The 21,833-nt window shown below is 37.3% G+C and carries 21 protein-coding genes; 19 read left to right on the top strand and 2 right to left on the bottom strand.

Annotation, left to right across the window (positions count from 1 at the left end; genetic code table 11):
• The first annotated feature begins 8 nt into the window (after positions 1 to 8).
• Positions 9 to 2,330: a DNA internalization-related competence protein ComEC/Rec2 gene (locus F8162_RS11875; RefSeq protein WP_151633681.1), complete on the top strand. Its 2,322-nt coding sequence runs from the start codon at positions 9 to 11 to the stop codon at positions 2,328 to 2,330.
• 29 nt (positions 2,331 to 2,359) lie between these two features.
• Here F8162_RS11875 and F8162_RS11870 read toward each other — a convergent pair whose 3' ends face one another.
• Positions 2,360 to 2,494: a YqzM family protein gene (locus F8162_RS11870; RefSeq protein ID WP_000997609.1), complete on the bottom strand. Its 135-nt coding sequence runs from the start codon at positions 2,492 to 2,494 to the stop codon at positions 2,360 to 2,362.
• 346 nt (positions 2,495 to 2,840) lie between these two features.
• On the opposite strand from F8162_RS11870, the gene holA reads away from it, so the two are divergent.
• Entirely contained in the window at positions 2,841 to 3,851 is a 1,011-nt protein-coding gene (gene holA, locus F8162_RS11865) for a DNA polymerase III subunit delta (protein ID WP_151633683.1), read from the top strand.
• Between the two features lie 82 nt (positions 3,852 to 3,933).
• Here holA and rpsT read toward each other — a convergent pair whose 3' ends face one another.
• Complete coding sequence (rpsT, locus tag F8162_RS11860; protein ID WP_001274014.1) at positions 3,934 to 4,191, bottom strand: 30S ribosomal protein S20; 258 nt, start codon at positions 4,189 to 4,191, stop codon at positions 3,934 to 3,936.
• 181 nt (positions 4,192 to 4,372) lie between these two features.
• Here rpsT and gpr point away from each other — a divergent pair, with 181 nt between their 5' ends.
• From gpr to F8162_RS11775, 17 genes are all read left to right on the top strand, one after another.
• Positions 4,373 to 5,476, top strand: coding sequence for a GPR endopeptidase (gene gpr / locus F8162_RS11855; RefSeq protein ID WP_151633685.1), 1,104 nt, complete (start codon positions 4,373 to 4,375; stop codon positions 5,474 to 5,476).
• Complete coding sequence (locus tag F8162_RS11850; RefSeq protein WP_151633881.1) at positions 5,476 to 5,838, top strand: YqxA family protein; 363 nt, start codon at positions 5,476 to 5,478, stop codon at positions 5,836 to 5,838. Before gpr ends, F8162_RS11850 begins: the two co-directional genes overlap by 1 nt.
• Before the next feature lie 210 nt (positions 5,839 to 6,048).
• A complete protein-coding gene (gene lepA / locus F8162_RS11845; protein WP_151633687.1) occupies positions 6,049 to 7,872 on the top strand; it encodes an elongation factor 4 in 1,824 nt (607 codons plus the stop codon).
• 160 nt (positions 7,873 to 8,032) lie between these two features.
• A complete protein-coding gene (locus tag F8162_RS11840; protein ID WP_076540274.1) occupies positions 8,033 to 8,407 on the top strand; it encodes a winged helix-turn-helix transcriptional regulator in 375 nt (124 codons plus the stop codon).
• A 51-nt stretch (positions 8,408 to 8,458) separates the two neighbouring features.
• Positions 8,459 to 9,598, top strand: a complete 1,140-nt coding sequence (gene hemW / locus F8162_RS11835; RefSeq protein ID WP_151633689.1) for a radical SAM family heme chaperone HemW — start codon at positions 8,459 to 8,461, stop codon at positions 9,596 to 9,598.
• 133 nt (positions 9,599 to 9,731) lie between these two features.
• Positions 9,732 to 10,748, top strand: a complete 1,017-nt coding sequence (gene hrcA, locus F8162_RS11830) for a heat-inducible transcriptional repressor HrcA (RefSeq protein WP_151633691.1) — start codon at positions 9,732 to 9,734, stop codon at positions 10,746 to 10,748.
• Between the two features lie 114 nt (positions 10,749 to 10,862).
• On the top strand, positions 10,863 to 11,429 hold the full coding sequence (gene grpE, locus F8162_RS11825) for a nucleotide exchange factor GrpE (RefSeq protein WP_000392716.1): 567 nt from the start codon (positions 10,863 to 10,865) through the stop codon (positions 11,427 to 11,429).
• Positions 11,430 to 11,455: 26 nt separating this feature from the next.
• Positions 11,456 to 13,291 carry a chaperone protein DnaK gene (gene dnaK, locus F8162_RS11820; protein ID WP_000034697.1) on the top strand — a complete coding sequence of 612 codons (1,836 nt, stop codon included), beginning with the start codon at positions 11,456 to 11,458 and terminating at the stop codon, positions 13,289 to 13,291.
• Between the two features lie 193 nt (positions 13,292 to 13,484).
• On the top strand, positions 13,485 to 14,600 hold the full coding sequence (gene dnaJ, locus F8162_RS11815) for a chaperone protein DnaJ (protein WP_000043954.1): 1,116 nt from the start codon (positions 13,485 to 13,487) through the stop codon (positions 14,598 to 14,600).
• 28 nt (positions 14,601 to 14,628) lie between these two features.
• Entirely contained in the window at positions 14,629 to 15,567 is a 939-nt protein-coding gene (gene prmA / locus F8162_RS11810; RefSeq protein WP_151633693.1) for a 50S ribosomal protein L11 methyltransferase, read from the top strand.
• A 145-nt stretch (positions 15,568 to 15,712) separates the two neighbouring features.
• Entirely contained in the window at positions 15,713 to 16,462 is a 750-nt protein-coding gene (locus F8162_RS11805; protein ID WP_151633695.1) for a 16S rRNA (uracil(1498)-N(3))-methyltransferase, read from the top strand.
• Positions 16,463 to 16,468: 6 nt separating this feature from the next.
• On the top strand, positions 16,469 to 17,821 hold the full coding sequence (gene mtaB, locus F8162_RS11800) for a tRNA (N(6)-L-threonylcarbamoyladenosine(37)-C(2))-methylthiotransferase MtaB (protein WP_061677306.1): 1,353 nt from the start codon (positions 16,469 to 16,471) through the stop codon (positions 17,819 to 17,821).
• A 445-nt stretch (positions 17,822 to 18,266) separates the two neighbouring features.
• Complete coding sequence (gene rpsU / locus F8162_RS11795; protein WP_000048061.1) at positions 18,267 to 18,440, top strand: 30S ribosomal protein S21; 174 nt, start codon at positions 18,267 to 18,269, stop codon at positions 18,438 to 18,440.
• A 15-nt stretch (positions 18,441 to 18,455) separates the two neighbouring features.
• Entirely contained in the window at positions 18,456 to 18,899 is a 444-nt protein-coding gene (locus tag F8162_RS11790; RefSeq protein ID WP_000054579.1) for a GatB/YqeY domain-containing protein, read from the top strand.
• A 109-nt stretch (positions 18,900 to 19,008) separates the two neighbouring features.
• Positions 19,009 to 19,302 carry a sporulation protein YqfC gene (gene yqfC / locus F8162_RS11785; RefSeq protein WP_000732264.1) on the top strand — a complete coding sequence of 98 codons (294 nt, stop codon included), beginning with the start codon at positions 19,009 to 19,011 and terminating at the stop codon, positions 19,300 to 19,302.
• A 176-nt stretch (positions 19,303 to 19,478) separates the two neighbouring features.
• On the top strand, positions 19,479 to 20,678 hold the full coding sequence (gene yqfD, locus F8162_RS11780; protein ID WP_151633697.1) for a sporulation protein YqfD: 1,200 nt from the start codon (positions 19,479 to 19,481) through the stop codon (positions 20,676 to 20,678).
• A gap of 3 nt (positions 20,679 to 20,681) precedes the next feature.
• Positions 20,682 to 21,641 (top strand): PhoH family protein, encoded by a 960-nt coding sequence (locus F8162_RS11775; RefSeq protein WP_016086243.1) that lies wholly within the window; start codon positions 20,682 to 20,684, stop codon positions 21,639 to 21,641.
• The last annotated feature ends 192 nt before the right edge of the window (positions 21,642 to 21,833 follow it).

Below are 21,833 nucleotides of genomic sequence, written 5' to 3'. Positions count from 1 at the left end.
AGTATGAATTGCAAGGACAATGGGGCTATGTTGCAATCTCATTTATCATAGGGATTGCAATTGCCTTCTCCTCTTCGGTTTTATTGCTGATTTGTTGTCTTGTTCTATATGTTTTCTTTTGTTTGTATCGTACTTCGCGTAAAACCTTCCTTTATTGTATGATAGCGTGTTTTAGTGGCGCTATGTACACTATGTATATTCAAGGGCAAAATAAGCCTCTAGGAGAGTCCTACGAAGCTACAAGAGGAGTGATATACAATACACCTCTTATTAACGGGGATCGCCTATCATTTCAAGTTGAAGATCAGTATAAAAATATAGTGCAGTTAAGTTACAAAATTAAATCAGCCTCGGAAAAGAAACAACTGCGACGATTACATGCAGGAGCATCATGTGTATTCGAAGGTGAGAGGAAAGAACCGCCAATAGCTCGGAATTTTCATGGTTTTAATTATCGTGATTATTTGTATAAGCAAAATATTCATTTCATATTGGAGGCTACATATATTTCTGAATGCCATAAAACATCATTGTCACTCGTGCAATGGATCCTTCTTTTAAGGCAGCAAGCGATCTCGGGCATTACAGAAATGTTTCCAGGGCAATCAGGTGCTTTTATGAATGCATTAGTATTTGGTGATAGACAACAAATGACGTATGAAGTTGAAGAGCAATATCAGCAATTTGGTCTTGTACATTTGTTGGCGATTTCAGGATCGCATATCGTATTGTTAATGGTGATCGTGTATTTTATTTTGCTAAGAAGTGGTGTGACGAGGGAGGTAGCGACAGTATGTCTTATCTTCTGTATTCCTCTATATATGATTTTAGCAGGAGCGTCACCGTCTGTTATAAGAGCTTCTATAACAGGTGTTTTAATGTTGATTGCTTTTATGTGTTCTATTCGTTTATCTAGCTTAGATGCTTTAAGTGTAACAGCTATATGTATGCTTATATTTGATCCATATCTCGTGTTTAATATTGGTTTTCAGTTTTCTTTCGTTGGTAGTTTTGCTTTACTTTTATCTGCCCCGCTTTTACTAGAGAATAGTAATGGAGTAATCCGAAATTCTATTTATATTTCTTTTATTTCACAGCTCGTTAGTACTCCAATTTTGTTATATCACTTCGGTTATTTTTCTCCATATAGTATTTTTCTTAATATCCTATACGTTCCGTTTTTATCTCTCATTGTATTGCCGTGTAGTATTATCATTTTGGTATGTATACCGATCGTCCCATTTCTTGCAAAAGGACTTGCGAATGTACTATCAATAGGTTTGAATCTTTCTAATGATTTTTTAAGTTATTGTGAAAAATTGCCATTTATCCGTCTTAATTTCGGGCAAACACCTCTACTTCTTGTAGCCCTATATTGCGTGAGTATTATTAGTATATTGATGGTTTGGGAAAGGCGAATGTCGAAGGGAATTATGTGTATAGCTTCAGGTATATTTCTATTTATTAGTACATGTCATTATGTATATCCGTATTTTCGAGAAAGCGGAAGTGTTACATTTCTTGATGTTGGACAGGGAGATGCGATATTAATCCGTCTCCCGTACGATAAAGAGATTTACCTCATTGATACTGGTGGAACAATTCGTGTAAACAAAGAAGAATGGCAACTAAAAAAGCATGAATTTTCTGTCGGAAATGATATTTTGATTCCGTATTTACAAAAGGAAGGTATTAAAAAAATCGATAAATTAATCGTAACGCATGGCGATGCGGATCATATAGGTGCTGCGCAAGAGTTATTATCAAATATAACCGTAAAAGAAGTCGTATTTGGCCGAAAGGAACAAGATCCAGTATTAGAAAAAGTAGTAAAGAAACAGGCGTTAGAAAAGAAAGTGAAAATAAGAGAAGTGGGAGAAGGAGAGAGTTGGGGCGTAAATGAAGCGGAATTTTTCGTACTAGCTCCAACAGGAAAGGAAAGAAGTGAAAATAACGCTTCAATTGTAGTGTGGGCAAAGTTAGGAGGGATAACGTGGCTATTTACAGGTGATTTAGAAGAAGAAGGAGAGAATTTTTTAGTAGCGGCGTATCCAGAGTTACGGGCGGATGTTTTAAAGGTTGCTCATCACGGGAGTAACACGTCGTCTATAGCGCCTTTTCTGAGCATCGTACAGCCTAATATAGCGATTATTTCTGCCGGTGAGCGTAATAGGTATGGGCACCCTCATAAGGAAGTTATAGAGCGTTTTGAGAAGATGGGGATTGAAATATGGCGCACGGATAAGCAAGGTGCTATTTCCTATGTTTTTAAAGGGGAAAGGGGAACCTTTCGTAGCAAAATCACATATGATGAAACACATAATAGATAAAAAAGAAGACTGCCAGTAAGCAGCAGTCTTTAAGAACCGATAAATTTAATAACAGTTGCAATGATGAAAAGTGTTGCGAAAAAACCAAATGAGACGATAAATCCTACCCCTGAATCAATAGCGTCATTGCGTTTACTTTGAACATTTTGTTCAAAATCATTCATTTAGAATCCCTCCCCAACATTCCACTTTAGTATAAAATATTGTCAGAAAAAAATCTACAATTTCCATATGAAGAGAAATAGAGCGTTTTTACTACTTTTAGATCATGAAGTAACGTGAGTTTTTTGTTTCCAAGCATGTTAACAGTTGGCACTTATACTCGAATTTTTATTGTGAATAATAAAGGGAAGGTGATTACCGCACACCAATAAGAAACCCGGGGCTTATTGCGTGGCGTTTAATATAAATAAAGGGACGGGTTATACAGCCTGTTCCTTTGTACTTGTAAAACAAAAGCTAGGGCATTAGTATAAATATATATTGCCAAGTTAGGGAGTAGGAAAAAGTATGAGTGATATACATAAAAAGATTAAAAAGAAGCAGTTTGTTCCGTTGTATTTACTATATGGAACGGAAGCGTTTTTTATAAATGAAACGATAAAGCTTATTACAACAGAAGCGCTTGAAGAGGAAGATCGCGAGTTTAATGTTGTGACATATGATTTAGAAGAAGCGTATTTAGAAGATGTGGTTGAGGATGCACGTACACTTCCTTTTTTCGGAGAACGTAAAGTGATATTAATAAAATCACCACTATTTTTAACTTCACAAAAACAAAAATTAGAGCAAAATATAAAAATTTTAGAAGAATATATTGGGGAGCCTTCTCCATTTTCTATTCTTGTTTTTGTTGCGCCTTACGAAAAACTTGATGAACGAAAAAAAATTACAAAACTATTAAAGAAAACAGCGGATGTAGTAGAAGCGAATGCGATGCAAGTGCAGGATGTTCAGAAGTGGATTGTTGCTCGTGCAGATGAAGTGCATGTACATATTGATAATGCAGCTGTTAGTTTGTTGTTAGAGCTTGTGGGAAGTAATGTAACGATGTTGGCGAAGGAAATGGACAAGTTAACGTTATACGTCGGTATGGGCGGAGAGGTTACACCGAAACTCGTTGCAGAACTTGTGCCAAAATCGGTTGAACAAAATGTGTTTGCTTTGACAGAAAAAGTGGTGAAAAAAGATATCGCGGGTGCGATGCAAATTTTGGATGGATTATTTACGCAGCAAGAGGAACCCATTAAACTGCTTGCATTATTAGTAAGTCAATTCCGCTTGCTCTATCAAGTGAAAGAGTTACAGCAACGTGGTTATGGACAAAATCAAATTGCGTCTCATATTGGTGTGCATCCATATCGTGTAAAGTTAGCGATGAATCAAACGAAGTTTTTCTCTTTTGAAGAATTAAAAAAAGTGATTATAGAATTAGCGGAAGCTGATTATAGTATGAAGACAGGAAAAATGGATAAGAAACTTGTGCTTGAGTTTTTCTTAATGCGGTTAAATCATATGTGATGAAACAAAAAGTTCACGTGCTAAGCACGTGAACTTTTTTGTATATAAAAAAACGATCCAAATGGATCGTTTTTTAAACGCCTTACGCGTTTACTTGTTTCGCTAAGCGAGATTTTTGACGAGCTGCAGCGTTTTGGTGGATAAGACCTTTACGAGCTGCTTTGTCAAGTTTTTTAGAAGCAGTTTTGAAAGCTTCTTTAGCATTTTCAAGATCGTTATTAGTAACTAAAGCTTCTACAGTTTTAACAGCAGAACGCATGTCAGACTTGATAGAAGCGTTATGTGAACGACGCTCTTCGCTAAGTTTAGCGCGTTTGATAGCAGATTTGATGTTTGCCATACTTTTCACCTCCCTGGTGCAATCGAATGACTCGATTCTTAACATAGAACAAGTGATATTCTATCAAACGGTGAAGAGAATTGCAATAGTATATCAATGAAATTTCACGTAAAGGAAAGAATGACCTTATATAACTTTGGGAAATCTAACGATATTTACTATGAATTACGGAGGCGATACGATGAAAGAACCATTAGATTTAAGTAAATATAGCGTTAGAACTGACCTTGCTGTAGAGGCTCATCAAATGTTGCAAGAGCGTCAAGAAGAGCAAAAAGGGATACAAGGAGTTATTGTAAAAGAGAGGGAAGAAGAAGGTGTTACTATTACGAAAGTAACGATTGATGAAGTTGCCTCTGAATCGATGGGAAAAAAACCTGGGAGTTATTTAACGCTTGAAGTGCAAGGTATACGTCAACAAGATACGGAATTGCAACAAAAAGTAGAGCGCATTTTTGCAAAAGAATTTTCTTATTTCTTAGAAGAAGTTGGCGTTACGAAGGAAGCGAGTTGTTTAATTGTTGGTCTTGGGAATTGGAATGTCACGCCAGATGCGCTTGGGCCGATAGTTGTAGAAAATGTATTGGTAACGAGACATTTGTTTCAATTGCAGCCTGAAAGTGTAGAAGAAGGGTTTAGACCTGTTAGTGCAATTCGGCCGGGGGTAATGGGAATTACAGGAATCGAAACGAGCGATGTCATTTATGGAATTATTGAGAAGACAAAGCCAGACTTTGTCATTGCAATTGATGCATTAGCTGCCCGTTCTATTGAACGAGTAAATAGTACGATACAAATTTCTGATACGGGAATTCATCCAGGATCGGGTGTTGGGAATAAACGTAAGGAACTCAGTAAAGAAACATTGGGTATTCCTGTTATCGCGATTGGTGTTCCGACTGTGGTTGATGCAGTTTCGATTACAAGCGATACAATTGATTTTATTTTGAAACATTTTGGACGGGAGATGAAAGAAGGAAACAAACCTTCCCGTTCTTTGTTACCAGCTGGTTTTACATTTGGAGAAAAGAAAAAATTAACAGAAGAAGATATGCCGGATGAAAAGAGTCGGAATATGTTTTTAGGTGCTGTAGGTACACTGGAAGATGAAGAGAAGAGAAAATTAATTTATGAAGTGTTATCTCCTCTTGGCCATAATTTAATGGTGACTCCGAAAGAAGTGGATGCATTCATAGAAGATATGGCAAATGTAATAGCGAGTGGTTTAAATGCAGCCTTGCATCATCAAATTGACCAAGATAATACCGGAGCATATACACATTGATGGGAAGAGACGATAATCGTTTAAGCCGCTTTTCGCTTTTATGTATATGTAGTGCGGCCTTATGTTTACTTATGATAATAGCAGGGGTGGCACTTGCTAATCATGGTTTGAAAAGTATGAAAGGTTATCAGCAAATGTCGTATGAACAAATCGCTCATATGACAGGAACAAAAGGTGAGGCTGCTGAATCAGAAATTTTGGAGGGTTCATTTTCCGCTACTGAAAAACAAAAACAATTAGAAAGTTTAAGAAGTTTTAATGTTGTAGAAGGGATGGGTATGGCGATAGCAAGTGTTGCCTATGAAATAACAAGGTTTGGAACAGATATAGTTGTCGGGAAAGTAAAAGAAATTTTTAGTTAAGAGTCAAACGGAGGACGGCTGTTTTACAGATTTGTAAGACAGCCGTTTTTTAATTTGAAAAAGGTTTGTCTCTTATGGTTTGTTCGCATAAGATATAGATAGAATGATTTGTATTGTAAGCAGCACGAGTTTTCATTGAATCTTTGCTGCTCTATTGATATAATCAGTGCTAGTGTATATTGGCGAGACTATTAGGAGTTGAGAACATAGATGAACAAAGAAGAAAGAGCAAAAAGACAGTCCAAAATCCGTAATTTCTCTATCATTGCTCATATTGACCACGGAAAATCAACGTTAGCAGACCGTATTTTAGAGAAAACAAACGCGTTAACACAACGTGAAATGAAGGCTCAATTGCTTGACTCTATGGATTTAGAGCGTGAGCGCGGTATTACAATTAAATTAAATGCAGTACAACTAACGTATAAAGCGAAAGACGGTGAAGAGTATATTCTTCACTTAATCGATACTCCAGGACACGTCGACTTTACGTACGAAGTATCTCGTAGTTTAGCGGCTTGTGAAGGTGCAATTCTTGTTGTGGATGCAGCGCAAGGTATTGAGGCGCAAACATTAGCGAACGTATACTTAGCGCTTGATAACAATTTAGAAATTTTACCGGTTATTAATAAAATTGACTTACCAAGTGCGGACCCAGAACGTGTACGTCAAGAGGTAGAAGATGTAATTGGTTTAGATGCATCGGAAGCTGTACTTGCTTCAGCGAAAGCTGGTATTGGTATTGAAGATATTTTAGAACAAATCGTTGAAAAGGTACCGGCTCCAACAGGTGATTCAGAAGAGCCTTTACAATGTATGATTTTCGATTCTTTATATGATCCATACCGCGGTGTAATTGCATATATCCGTGTTGTAAACGGAACGGTAAAAGTTGGCGATAAAGTACGTATGATGGCAACTGGAAAAGAATTTGAAGTAACAGAAGTAGGTGTGTTTACACCGAAAACAACGCAACGTGACGAATTAACAGTAGGTGATGTAGGTTTCTTAGCAGCATCGATTAAAAATGTGGGTGACACACGTGTTGGTGATACGATTACACACGCGAAACGTCAAGCTGCAGAGCCGTTAGCGGGTTATCGTAAATTAAACCCAATGGTATTCTGTGGTTTATATCCAATCGATTCTGCACGTTACAACGACTTACGTGATGCGTTAGAAAAATTAGAGTTAAACGATTCTGCTCTTGAGTTTGAACCAGAAACATCTCAAGCGCTAGGATTTGGTTTCCGTTGTGGTTTCTTAGGACTTCTTCACATGGAAATCATTCAAGAACGTATTGAACGTGAATTCAAAATTGACTTAATTACAACAGCGCCAAGTGTTATTTATAAAGTTTATTTAACGAGCGGTGAAGATGTTATTGTTGATAACCCATCTAATATGCCGGATCCACAGTCTATCGATCGTGTAGAAGAGCCGTTTGTGAAGGCGTCAATTATGGTTCCGAATGACTATGTTGGAGCTGTAATGGAAATTTGCCAAGGTAAACGTGGAACGTTTATTGATATGCAATATTTAGATGAAACACGTGTTACACTAACATACGAAATTCCGTTATCAGAGATCGTATATGACTTCTTTGATCAGTTGAAATCAAATACAAAAGGATATGCATCGTTTGACTATGAGTTAATTGGTTATAAACCGTCGAAACTTGTGAAAATGGATATTCTTTTAAATAATGAACAAGTCGATGCTCTATCATTTATCGTACACCGTGATTCAGCGTATGACCGTGGTAAAGTAATCGTAGAGAAATTAAAAGAATTAATTCCAAGACAACAGTTCGAAGTACCAATTCAGGCGACTATCGGAAACAAGGTTGTAGCACGTTCTACAATTAAGGCGATGCGTAAAAACGTACTTGCGAAATGTTACGGTGGTGACATTTCTCGTAAGCGTAAACTTCTTGATAAGCAAAAAGAAGGTAAAAAACGTATGAAGTCTGTTGGTTCTGTAGAAGTACCGCAAGAAGCATTCATGGCTGTACTGAAAATGGATGACAACTAATAATTGATTGTTATTTCGTACGAATTGAGATAAAAAAAGAAGCCGTTTATACGGCTTCTTTTTTATGTATAATTACTTTTTAGACAACGTAGCTTCTCTCATTTACAATAGTGAGGTGGCTATATTTATGAATGATTGATATAGAGTTAGGAGACTATTAATGTCCGAAAATATTCGAAAAGATATTCGCGAGAAAATACAAAATGGCAATTTTAATTGTGAAAAGGAATTGACGCTTTCTATTATTAGCGGGAAGTGGAAAGTTGTGATACTGTGGCATCTTGGTGTGGAAGGGCCTCATCGTTTTAGTGAATTACAACGATTATTCCCAAGCATTTCTCATAAAGTTTTGTCGAACCAATTAAAAGAGTTAATGGAAGATGGGATTGTTGATCGCACGGTATATCCAGAAATTCCTCCGCGAGTAGAGTATTGTATGACGGAATTAGGCATGTCGCTTTTACCGATCGTTGAAATGATGTATGATTGGGGAAAAATGCGAATGGAACAAATTCGTAATACGTTAGAGAAGTAAAGATTCCTCCGGAGTGCGGAGGTTTTCTTTTTAGAAAGGTAGGAGTTATATTTGGTACAAGCTGCATATATTCATATTCCATTTTGTCAGCATATTTGTCACTATTGTGATTTTAATAAAGTGTTTATTGAACGCCAACCGGTCGATCAATATTTAGAGTATTTAGAGAAAGAAATAATAAATACAGTTCAAAAAGTACCGTTTGATAGTATGAAAACGATTTTTGTTGGTGGAGGAACTCCGACAGCGTTAAATATGGAGCAGACAAAAAAGTTACTAGATATTATAAACCGCCGCTTACGTCCGTTTGCTCCAAATTGTGAATTAACATTTGAAGCGAATCCGGGTGATTTACCGAAAGAGAAGTTAAATGTATTGCTAGAAGGTGGAGTGAACCGAATTAGTTTTGGTGTGCAAACATTTCGGGATGAGTTGCTTGAGAAAATTGGGCGTAAGCATACGAGGGAAGATGCATTTGTAGCAATTAGAGAAGCGCAGGAAGTGGGCTTTAAAAATATAAATGTAGATATTATTTATGCTCTGCCAGGGCAGACAATAGAAGATGTAAAAGAAACATTAGATATTGCTTTTACGCTCGGTGTACAACATTTCTCGGCATATTCATTAATTGTGGAACCGAAAACTGTGTTTTATAACTTAATGAATAAAGGGAAATTAAGACTTCCAGGTGAAGATCATGAAGCGAAAATGTATGAAATGGTAATGGATGAAATGGGGAAACATGGCTATACCCAGTATGAAATTAGCAATTTCTCAAAAGGTGATAATGAAAGTAGACACAATCTCACATACTGGAATAATGAGGAGTATTATGGATTTGGAGCTGGAGCGCATAGTTATGTAAATGGAGAACGTATCCAAAATGTAGGGCCGCTCAAGCAATATTTCAATAAAATCGATGAAACTGGATTTCCGTATTTAGATGTTCACGCGGTGACGGAGAAAGAAAAAATGGAAGAAGAGTTGTTCTTAGGACTTCGAAAAACAAAAGGTGTATCTAAAGTAGCGTTTCAAAAGAAATTTAATATGGAGATGGATCAAGTTTTCGCGAAGCAGTTGCAAAAAAATCAAGAACAAGGATTGCTTGAAGAGAAAGATGGATATGTTTGTTTAACGCGAAAAGGAAAATTATTAGGGAATGAAGTATTCCAATCATTTTTGATTGACTAATTAAATGTTCCATAAACGTGAAAAAGTTTCATTATTTCGTGACGTTTCCGTTGACAATTGAATGTCAATTTTGGTAAGTTATTAATAGATTTAGCACTCGAAGGTAAAGAGTGCTAACAGAGGTGATGATGAGATGCTTACGGAACGTCAGCTCTTAATTTTACAAACAATTATTGATGACTTTATTGGATCAGCGCAACCTGTTGGGTCGAGGACGTTGGCTAAGAAAGATGAAATTACGTTTAGTTCAGCTACTATTCGAAATGAAATGGCTGATTTAGAGGAACTAGGATTTATTGAGAAAACGCATAGTTCTTCAGGACGTGTTCCTTCTGAAAAAGGATATCGTTTTTATGTAGATCATCTTTTAGCGCCGCAAAACTTACCGAACGATGAAATTGTACAAATTAAAGATTTATTTGCTGAAAGAATTTTTGAAGCGGAAAAGATTGCACAGCAATCGGCTCAAATTTTATCAGAGCTTACGAATTATACGGCCATTGTTCTTGGACCGAAGTTAAGCACAAATAAACTTAAAAACGTACAAATTGTACCGCTTGATCGTCAAACTGCAGTCGCTATTATTGTAACGGATACAGGGCATGTACAAAGCAAAACGATTACCGTTCCGGAATCTGTTGATTTATCAGATTTAGAAAAAATGGTTAATATTTTAAATGAAAAGCTGTCGGGCATACCAATGGCAGAACTGCATAACAAAATCTTGAAAGAGATTGTTACAGTTTTACGTGGGTATGTTCATAATTACGATAGTGCAATAAAAATGTTAGATGGTACATTTCAAGTTCCTTTATCGGAAAAGATATACTTTGGAGGAAAAGCAAATATGCTTTCGCAACCAGAGTTCCATGACATTCACAAAGTAAGATCCTTGCTGACGATGATTGATAATGAAGCTGAGTTTTATGACATTTTGCGTCATAAACAAGTAGGTATTCAAGTGAAAATTGGTAGGGAAAACTCTGCGACGGCCATGGAAGATTGTAGTTTAATTTCTGCAACGTATTCGATTGGAGAAGAACAGCTTGGAACAATTGCTATTTTAGGTCCGACAAGAATGCAATACTCTCGGGTAATTAGTTTGTTACAGTTATTTACGAGACAATTTACTGATGGACTTAAAAAGTAAATGAGAGTAATACATTCGCTCAAGTAATGAAATTTTCATTGCTGTGTGTAATATATAATGCTTAGGTAATTGTGTTCAGCATAATACCTAATACCTTTTAAGGAGGTGAATATTGTGGAAGAGCGTAACGAACAAGTGGTAGAAGAAGTAAAAGAAGCGCAAGTTGAAGAAGCTGTCACGACAGAAAACAGTGAAAAAACTGTAGAAGAAAAAAGTGAGGCTGCTCTTTTACAAGAAAAAGTAGATGAGTTACAAGCGAAACTAACGGAAACGGAAGGCCGCACATTACGTCTACAAGCTGATTTTGAAAATTATAAGCGCCGTGTCCAAATGGATAAACAGGCTGCTGAAAAATATAGAGCACAAAGTCTAGTTTCAGATATTTTGCCAGCTCTTGATAATTTTGAAAGAGCGATGCAAGTGGAAGCGACTGATGAGCAAACAAAATCCTTGTTACAAGGTATGGAAATGGTGCATCGTCAATTGCTAGAAGCGTTGACTAAAGAAGGTGTTGAAGCGATTGAAGCTGTTGGTAAACAGTTTGATCCTAATGAACACCAAGCAATTATGCAAGTGGAAGATAGTGAATTTGAATCAAACGCGGTAGTTGAAGAATTCCAAAAAGGTTATAAACTAAAAGACCGTGTGATTCGCCCATCAATGGTAAAAGTAAATCAATAATTTACATAAAAGTAGGAGGATTCGCCATGAGTAAAATTATCGGTATTGACTTAGGTACAACAAACTCTTGTGTAGCTGTTATGGAAGGTGGAGAACCAAAGGTTATCCCAAATCCAGAAGGAAACCGTACAACACCTTCTGTTGTAGCTTTCAAAAATGAAGAGCGTCAAGTTGGGGAAGTTGCAAAGCGTCAAGCAATTACAAACCCAAATACAATCATGTCTGTTAAACGTCATATGGGTACAGACTACAAAGTAGAAGTTGAAGGTAAAGATTATACACCTCAAGAAATTTCTGCAATCATTTTACAAAACTTAAAAGCTTCTGCTGAAGCATACTTAGGTGAAACAGTAACGAAAGCTGTTATTACAGTACCTGCATACTTCAACGATGCAGAACGTCAAGCAACAAAAGATGCTGGTCGTATCGCTGGTTTAGAAGTTGAACGTATCATTAACGAACCAACAGCAGCAGCACTTGCTTACGGTTTAGAAAAACAAGATGAAGAGCAAAAAATCTTAGTGTATGACTTAGGTGGCGGTACATTTGATGTATCTATCCTTGAGTTAGCAGATGGAACATTCGAAGTTATTTCAACTGCTGGTGACAACCGTCTTGGTGGAGATGACTTTGACCAAGTTATTATTGACCACTTAGTAGCTGAGTTCAAAAAAGAAAATAACATTGATTTAAGCCAAGATAAAATGGCACTTCAACGTTTGAAAGATGCAGCTGAAAAAGCGAAAAAAGATCTTTCTGGCGTAACACAAACACAAATTTCATTACCATTCATTAGTGCTGGAGCTGCTGGTCCATTACACTTAGAATTAACGTTAACAAGAGCGAAATTCGAAGAGATTTCAGCAGGTCTTGTTGAAAGAACGTTAGAGCCAACTCGTCGTGCATTAAAAGACGCTGGTTTTGCTCCAAGCGAATTAGATAAAGTTATCCTTGTTGGTGGATCTACTCGTATCCCAGCTGTACAAGAAGCTATTAAACGTGAAACTGGTAAAGAACCATATAAAGGTGTAAACCCTGATGAAGTTGTAGCATTAGGTGCTGCAGTTCAAGGTGGCGTACTTACTGGTGATGTAGAAGGCGTACTATTATTAGACGTAACTCCACTTTCTTTAGGTATTGAAACTATGGGTGGTGTGTTCACGAAATTAATTGAGCGTAACACTACAATTCCAACAAGTAAGTCACAAGTATTCTCAACAGCTGCTGATAACCAACCAGCAGTAGATATTCACGTATTACAAGGTGAGCGTCCAATGTCAGCTGACAACAAAACGTTAGGTCGTTTCCAATTAACAGACCTTCCGCCAGCACCACGTGGTATTCCACAAATCGAAGTAACATTCGATATTGATGCGAACGGTATCGTTAATGTACGTGCAAAAGACTTAGGAACAAGCAAAGAGCAAACTATTACAATCCAATCTTCTTCAGGTCTTTCTGATGAAGAAGTAGATCGTATGGTACAAGAAGCAGAAGCAAATGCTGACGCTGACCAAAAACGTAAGGAAGAAGTTGAACTTCGTAACGAAGCTGACCAACTTGTATTCCAAACGGATAAAGTTGTAAAAGATTTAGAAGGTAAAGTGGATGCGGCTGAAGTTGCAAAAGCAACAGAAGCGAAAGAAGCATTACAAGCTGCGATTGAGAAGAACGAGCTTGAGGAAATCCGTGCGAAAAAAGACGCTTTACAAGAAATCGTACAACAATTAACTGTTAAATTATACGAGCAAGCTCAAGCAGCTGCAGGGCAAGCAGAAGGTGCACAAGGAGCACAAGATGCTGGCGCGAAGAAAGATAATGTAGTAGACGCTGAGTTTGAAGAAGTAAAAGAAGATAAGTAATATAAATAAGTAAGATGACAAAAAGTCAAAGTCAAGCGTGCCTTGGCTTTGGCTTTTTTCACGAATGAAAAGAAAAGTGTGAGGTTTTTAAGTTTTTTACTTTGCATACTGTAAGTGAGGAAACTTTGTTGCAAAGCACTTTCTTTCGGTGTTAAAATTACGTTTATGTGAAAGATTCGGGGGTTGTAAATTTATGAGTAAACGAGACTATTATGAGGTCCTTGGACTTAGCCAGGGTGCTTCAAAAGATGAAATAAAAAAAGCGTATCGTCGTTTGGCTAAAAAATACCATCCAGACGTAAGTAAAGAAGAAAATGCAATTGAAAAGTTTAAAGAAGTACAAGAAGCCTACGAAGTATTAAGCGACGATCAAAAGCGCGCACAATATGATCAATTTGGTCATGCTGGTGCAAATCAAGGTTTCGGTGGCTTTGGCGGCGGAGGAGACTTCGGCGGTGGCTTCGGTTTCGAAGATATCTTTAGTTCATTCTTTGGCGGCGGCGGTGGTAGACGTCGTGATCCAAATGCTCCGCGTCAAGGTGCTGACTTACAATATCAAGTTACTTTAGAGTTTGAGGAAGCTATTTTTGGTAAAGAATTAAATGTTGAGATTCCGGTAGAAGATCCATGTGATACTTGCAAAGGTAGCGGAGCGAAACCAGGAACTTCAAAAGAAACATGTAAACATTGTTCGGGATCAGGGCAAGTAAGTGTAGAACAAAATACACCATTTGGTCGTATCGTAAACCGTCAAGCTTGTGGTCATTGTTCAGGAACTGGTCAAATGATTAAAGAAAAATGTACGACATGTCATGGTTCTGGTAAAGTACGTAAACGTAAAAAAATCAACGTTAAGATTCCAGCGGGTATCGATAATGGTCAACAAATTCGTGTATCTGGAAAAGGTGAAGCGGGCGTAAATGGCGGACCGGCAGGAGATTTATATGTTGTTGTTCATGTAAGAAATCATGAATTCTTTGAGCGTGAAGGAGATCATATTATTTGTGAAATGCCACTAACATTTGCGCAAATGGCACTTGGTGCTGAAGTGGAAGTTCCTACTGTTCATGGGAAAGTGAAGCTGAAAATTCCAGCAGGAACACAAACAGGAACAGAATTCCGCTTAAAAGGAAAAGGTGCCCCGAACGTACGTGGATACGGTCAAGGAGATCAATATGTAGTCGTTCGTGTTGTTGTACCGACGAAATTAACTTCACATCAAAAAGAGTTATTACGTGAATTTGCGGGACAAGAAGAGCAGGATGATAGTTTATTTGGAAAGCTTAAACGTGCTTTCAAAGGGGAATAATGGAAATAAAAAATGGAGTTGGTAAATTGTGAAATGGTCAGAAGTTAGTATTCATACAACAGAAGAAGCAGTAGAAGCTGTCTCTCATATTTTACATGAAGCTGGTGCTAGTGGAGTTGCGATTGAGGATCCAGCGGAGTTGACGAAAGAGCGCGAGCAACAATATGGTGAAATTTATGCACTGAACCCAGATGAATATCCGGCGGAAGGTGTATTAATAAAAGCATATTTCCCACAAACGGATTCTTTACAGGAAACGATTGCGGGTGTAAAATCATCTATTGATATGCTTCCATCTTACGACATCGAAATTGGTACTGGAAATATTACCGTTAACGAAGTCAATGAAGAAGATTGGGCTACTGCTTGGAAAAAATATTACCATCCAGTACGAATTTCTGATACATTCACAATTGTGCCGACGTGGGAAGAGTATACACCAGCTTCTCCGGAAGAAAAAATTATTGAATTAGATCCAGGTATGGCCTTTGGGACAGGGACTCATCCGACAACAACGATGTGTATTCGTGCTTTAGAAAAAACAGTTCAGCCAGGTGATACTATCATTGATGTAGGAACAGGTTCTGGTGTACTTAGTATTGCAGCGGCAAAATTAGGTGCGTCTTCTGTTCAAGCGTATGATTTAGATCCGGTTGCAGTGGAAAGTGCAGAAATGAATGTACGTTTGAATAAAACAGATGATATCGTGTCTGTTGGGCAAAATAGTCTTTTAGAAGGTATTGAAGGTCCTGTTGATTTAATCGTAGCTAACCTATTAGCAGAAATTATTCTTTTATTCCCTGAGGATGCAGCGAGAGTTGTGAAGTCGGGTGGATTATTTATTACATCGGGCATTATTGCAGCGAAGGAAAAGTTAATTTCTGAAGCGCTAGAAAAAGCTGGATTTACAATTGAAGAAGTATTACGAATGGAAGATTGGGTAGCAATTATTGCACGAAATGCGTAATATAGATTTTAGTTTATAATGAAAAGGGGAGTCTCTCACTATAAGGTGAGGGACTTGCCGTTTGTTATATGAAAAAATGATAATGTTTCGTTCTTTTCGTAAGTGTTGACTTACGAAAGGAACGAAACTCTACTAAGGTGATTATATGCAACGTTATTTTGTAGAAGAGAAATATGTAAATGAGACAAGTATTCGCATTGTAGGTGATGACGTACATCATATCGCAAGAGTGATGCGTATGTCAGCTGGTGATCACATTTATTGCTGTGTAAGCGGAAAAACAGCAGTATGTTCAATTGATGAAATTACCAGTGAATTTATTAATACGGCTATTGTAGAATGGGTAGAGGCGTCAAGTGAACTTCCTGTTTTCGTGACGATTGCAAGTGGACTGCCGAAAGGAGACAAGCTAGAGTTAATTTTCCAAAAAGGAACTGAGCTTGGGGCAGCCGCATTTTTACCATTTCAAGCATCTCGCTCTATCGTAAAATGGGATGCGAAAAAAGCTGATAAAAAAGTTGAGCGTTTAAGAAAAATTGTGAAAGAAGCTGCGGAACAATCACATAGAAGTGAAGTTCCAGAAGTACATGCTCCGGCATCGTTTAAACAATTGCTTTCAATGAGTGGTGAGTATGATGTTTGTCTTGTTGCTTACGAAGAGGAAGCAAAACAAGGCGAGAAATCTAACTTTGCGAGAGCTTTAACGACGATGAAACCAGGTCAAAAGCTATTGATTGTATTTGGCCCAGAAGGCGGTTTAGCTGAGGAAGAGATTACAACGCTTCGTGAACATAAATTTGTACCATGTAGTTTAGGACCAAGAATTTTAAGAACAGAAACGGCGCCGTTATACGCGTTAAGTGCTGCTTCGTATCATTTTGAATTGATGGGGTGATGATCAATGTCAACTGTTGCGTTCCATACGTTAGGTTGTAAAGTAAACCACTATGAAACAGAAGCCATTTGGCAATTGTTTAAACAAGGTGGATATGAAAGAACTGAATATGAAAAGAAATCTGATGTATACGTTATTAATACGTGTACAGTAACGAATACGGGAGATAAGAAAAGTCGTCAAGTTATTAGACGTGCTGTTCGTCAAAACCCGGATGCGGTTATTTGTGTAACAGGATGTTATGCACAAACATCTCCAGCGGAAATTATGGCGATTCCAGGTGTAGATATTGTAGTTGGTACACAAGATCGTGAAAAGATGTTAGGATACATCGAAGAATTCCGTAAAGAGCGTCAGCCAATTAATGCTGTCCGCAACATTATGAAAACACGTGTATACGAAGAGCTGGATGTACCTTACTTCACGGATCGTACACGTGCATCTTTAAAAATACAAGAAGGTTGTAATAATTTCTGTACATTCTGTATTATTCCTTGGGCGCGTGGTTTAATGCGTTCTCGTGATGGGAAAGAAGTTATTAAACAAGCGCAGCAATTAGTAGATGCAGGCTATAAAGAAATCGTATTAACAGGTATTCATACAGGTGGGTACGGTGAAGATATTAAAGATTATAACTTAGCTGGATTACTTCGTGATATGGAAGCGGAAGTAGGCGGATTAAAACGTCTTCGTATTTCTTCTATTGAAGCGAGTCAGATTTCAGATGAAGTAATTGAAGTGTTAGATAAGTCTGAAGTAGTTGTACGTCACTTACACATTCCATTGCAATCTGGATCTAATACTGTATTAAAGCGTATGCGTCGTAAGTATACGATGGAATTTTTCCAAGAACGTTTAGATCGTTTGAAAGAAGCATTGCCAGGCCTTGCGATTACATCGGACGTAATTGTTGGTTTCCCAGGTGAAACAGAAGAAGAATTCATGGAAACATACAATTTCATTAAAGAGAATCGCTTCTCTGAGTTACACGTATTCCCTTACTCAAAGCGTACAGGAACACCTGCAGCGCGTATGGAAGATCAAGTTCCTGAAGATGTGAAGAATGATCGTGTTCATCGTTTAATTGAACTATCTAACCAATTAGCGAAAGAGTATGCGTCACAGTTTGAAGGTGAAGTGCTTGAAATCATTCCGGAAGAGCAATTTAAAGAGGGCGACCGTGAAGGGTTATATGTAGGCTATACGGATAACTACTTGAAAATTGTATTTGAAGGATCAGAAGAATTAATTGGTAAGCTAGTGAAAGTGAAAATTACGAAAGCTGGTTATCCATATAACGAAGCGCAATTTGTTCGTGTTCTTGAAGATGATGTAAAAAAAGAATCAGCAAGCGCATAAAATGAAACTTTAATCAGTGAGGGGTTCATCCCCACTGATTATCAGCCCGGCCTTCACCTAAGTTCTTTGCTTTCGCTGAATTTTGAGGTGGGGGTCTTACTGCCCGGCAAATAGCGGGATAAAAAAAGCATGCAAACGGAAACGATTTGCATGCTTTCTTTTTTTCGTAGAGAAGTTAAGTACGTCGAATGAGTAGTTATTTAATGCTTTCTTGTATTAAAAAAGGTGTAATGATAAAAATATAGTTGTCTTCAGGGCAAAAGGATAATAGCTATCTGCATAGCTTTTGAACAGGGAAGGGCATCTATTCTTCTTTTATTCTGCCAAATAGTTGACCTGAAGTGATAAAATGTATTATAATCGTAAAAGACATGCTGAAGAAGGGTTTCTTTTTGCATGCTGAAATTAGTATGTAAGTGTGATGTTTCGGAGGGAGGGAAAGAGAATGTCAAAAACAGTCGTTCGTAAAAACGAGTCTTTGGAGGATGCACTTCGCCGTTTTAAAAGATCGGTTTCTAAAACTGGTACACTTGCTGAAGCAAGAAAGCGCGAGTTTTATGAAAAGCCAAGTGTAAAACGTAAGAAGAAATCTGAAGCGGCAAGAAAGCGTAAATTCTAAGAGAGGGTGTAAGTTATGAGTCTTCTCGGTCGTTTAAACGATGATATGAAACAAGCGATGAAGAATAAACAAAAAGAAAAATTAACCGTTATTCGTATGGTTAAGGCTGCTTTACAAAATGAAGGTATTAAACTGCAACATACTCTTACTGAAGAAGAGGAATTAACAGTTTTAGCTCGTGAAGTAAAACAGTATAAGGACTCCCTCCTTGAATTTAAAAAAGCTGGTCGTGAAGACCTTGTTAATAAACTGCAAAGTGAAATTCAGATTTTAAGCGCATATTTGCCGGAGCAATTAACAGAAGAAGAACTAGCGAATGTAATTAAGCAAGTTATTTCTGAAGTTGGTGCGACTTCTAAAGCGGATATGGGTAAAGTGATGACTGCTGTTATGCCGAAAGTAAAAGGTAAAACAGACGGATCACTTGTGAATAAGCTGGTTATCCAGCTATTAGCATAAAAAAACGTCTCATTTCGTATGAGACGTTTTTTTTATGCTTTTTTTCAGTTTGGACGTGATATTACAAGCTCTTTTTTCATACATATGGGATGAGAGGGGGTCTTTTGAGATGAAAAAATTAGAACAAATGAAGAATTGGTTAACGAAGCAAATAGACCTGCCAGTGGATGTACTAATGGATCTACCTCGGATTACGCTTGTTGGGCAAGTGCATATCTATATAGAAAATCATCGGGGTTTATTAGTGTTTTCAGATAAAGAAGTAAGATTGTTGTTAAAGCACGGTCAATTATTAATTAAGGGGCAATCCTTTATTATTAAAACAATCCTTCCGGAAGAACTTTTGCTTGAAGGGATAATTGAGCAAGTGACGTTTTTAGAAAACGAAAAAAAAGAGGAGTGAGGGAAACTTCCATATGTGAAGTTTTTCTTCGTTATTTTCGTGATTCGACCTTACTATTCAGTTTATCTCGCTATTTATGGGCGGTAGAACTCTTTATTTCATTTTCGTACGAGCTATTTTGCTAATTGAAGAGAAAAGTAGTGTGTATACTTTTGGAAAGGTAGTGGAGAGAGTAGATGAAAAATAAATGGTTTATAAAGTGGCTTGGATATGTAAAAGTACGAATTGAAGGTAGAGGAGCGGAACGGTTCGTTAACGAATGTGTGCGTAGAAAATTATTAGTTTGGGATGTTAAGAAGGTTGCTGATGAAACGTTAGTTTTTTGTATGTTATTACGAGATGTGAAGAAAATAAAACCAATTTATAGAAAAAATGAATGTAAACTATATTTTATTGGGCGTTACGGTTTTCCTTTTTTGAATAAGCGTTTAATTAAAAATAGTGGATTCTTAATTGGTTTTTTAATTTTCTTTTTTGGCATGATTGCATTATCAAATATGGTTTGGAAAATTGAAATTACAGGAGCGAAACCTGAAACGGAATATATATTGATGAAAGAATTGGACAAAATGGGTATTAAAAAAGGGAAATTACAATTCCAAATGCCTAATGTAGAAGATGTACAACGTCATTTGACAGACAATATTAATGCGATTACTTGGGCGGGACTAGAAATAAGAGGAACGACGTACCATTTTAAAATTGTTGAAAAAAACGAGCCGAAAAAAGAAAAGGAACAAAGGCCACAAAATTTAGTAGCAAAAAAAGAAGCGATTGTGACAAAAACATTTGTTGAAGTAGGAAAACCAGTTGTCTTGAAAAATGACCATGTCGAAAAAGGACAGCTTCTCGTATCAGGGATATACGGTAATGAGGAGAGTCCGATGATTGTTTCGGCGAAAGGTATTGTATATGGAGAAACGTGGTACACATCTGAGGTGAATGTGCCACTAAAGACGCAATTTCAAGTATATACTGGCAATGCATATAATGAACATTACCTTACATTTGGGAGTGCGAAAATAAAAATATGGGGATTTCAACATGATAAGTATAAACGCTCTCGTACTGAAAGTGTAAAACACGATGTGAAACTATTTGGTTTTACACTGCCGATCGCGTACGAAAAAGATATCGTGCGAGAAGAGGAAGAAGCGAATCGGGAATATACAGAAAAACAGGCAATGAAAGTAGCGAAAGAGATGGCTGAAAAAGAACTAAAGAAAAAATTGGATGAACATGCTATGATTGTAAGTGATAAGATTTTGAGTAAAGAGGTTGAGGCGGATCAACTAAAAGTCACATTGCATTATACTGTGATTGAAAATATTGCAGAGCCACAACCAATATCCGAATCCGATATTCAAGGAGACTGAGTAATGGCAGAACAATTAGTAGAAATGAACCAACAATTGGAAAATACTAACGAAGCAATCGCTCTTTTTGGAGTCAATGATGCTCATTTGAAAGTAATTGAACGGGAACTGAATGTATCGATTGTAACTAGAGGTGAAACTGTTCATGCATCTGGAGCAGTTGAAACTGTGACACTCGTAGAAAAAATCTTACAGCAATTACTTGTTGTTATTCGAAAAGGTGTATCAATTACAGAAAGAGATGTTGCGTATGCAATTCAGCTCGCACAACAAGGGAAAATCGCTCAATTTGAAGAGTTATATGAAGAAGAAATCTTTAAAACGGCAAAAGGTAAATCCATTCGTGTAAAAACAATGGGGCAAAGAAGATATATTCATGCAATGAAGAAGAATGATATTGTATTTGGAATAGGACCTGCTGGGACTGGTAAAACATACTTAGCTGTAGTAATGGCTGTGAGAGCTTTAAAACAAGGGTATGTAAAGAAAATTATTTTAACGAGACCGGCTGTAGAAGCTGGAGAAAGTTTAGGCTTTTTACCAGGAGATTTGAAAGAGAAGGTGGATCCGTATTTGCGTCCATTGTATGATGCGTTGCACGATATTCTTGGACAAGAATATACGCAACGTATGATGGAGCGAGGTGTAATTGAAATCGCGCCTCTTGCTTATATGAGAGGGCGTACGCTCGATGATTCATTTGTTATTTTAGATGAAGCGCAAAATACAACGGGTGCACAAATAAAAATGTTTTTAACAAGGTTGGGTTTTAGTTCTAAAATGGTTATTACAGGGGACCCTTCACAAGTAGACTTACCAAAAGGGGTAAAATCAGGGCTTTCGCTAGCTTCTAACATTTTATCTGGTGTATCAGGTCTTTCATTCATTACATTAGAACAAACGGACGTTGTGAGGCATCCGCTGGTGCAACGTATTATTGAGGCATATGATAAAATGGAATGATCCTATTTGTCAGGATCATTTCTTTTTGTATGAAGGTTGGCGAACGGCATATCTTTTACTATCATAAAAGATAAGAGAAATAAACTATAGGTACTGGTGTATCAAAATGTTACCTAAAAGTATCGTTGGCTAGAAGAAATGAAAGCTATAAATAGTTTCACTTTATTTCTGGAGAGGAGAAGGTATTGAAAT

Origin of the sequence: Bacillus sp. CH140a_4T, assembly GCF_008923725.1 — a bacterium.
Taxonomy (GTDB): domain Bacteria; phylum Bacillota; class Bacilli; order Bacillales; family Bacillaceae_G; genus Bacillus_A.
This window is presented reverse-complemented; position numbering and strand designations above follow the sequence as displayed.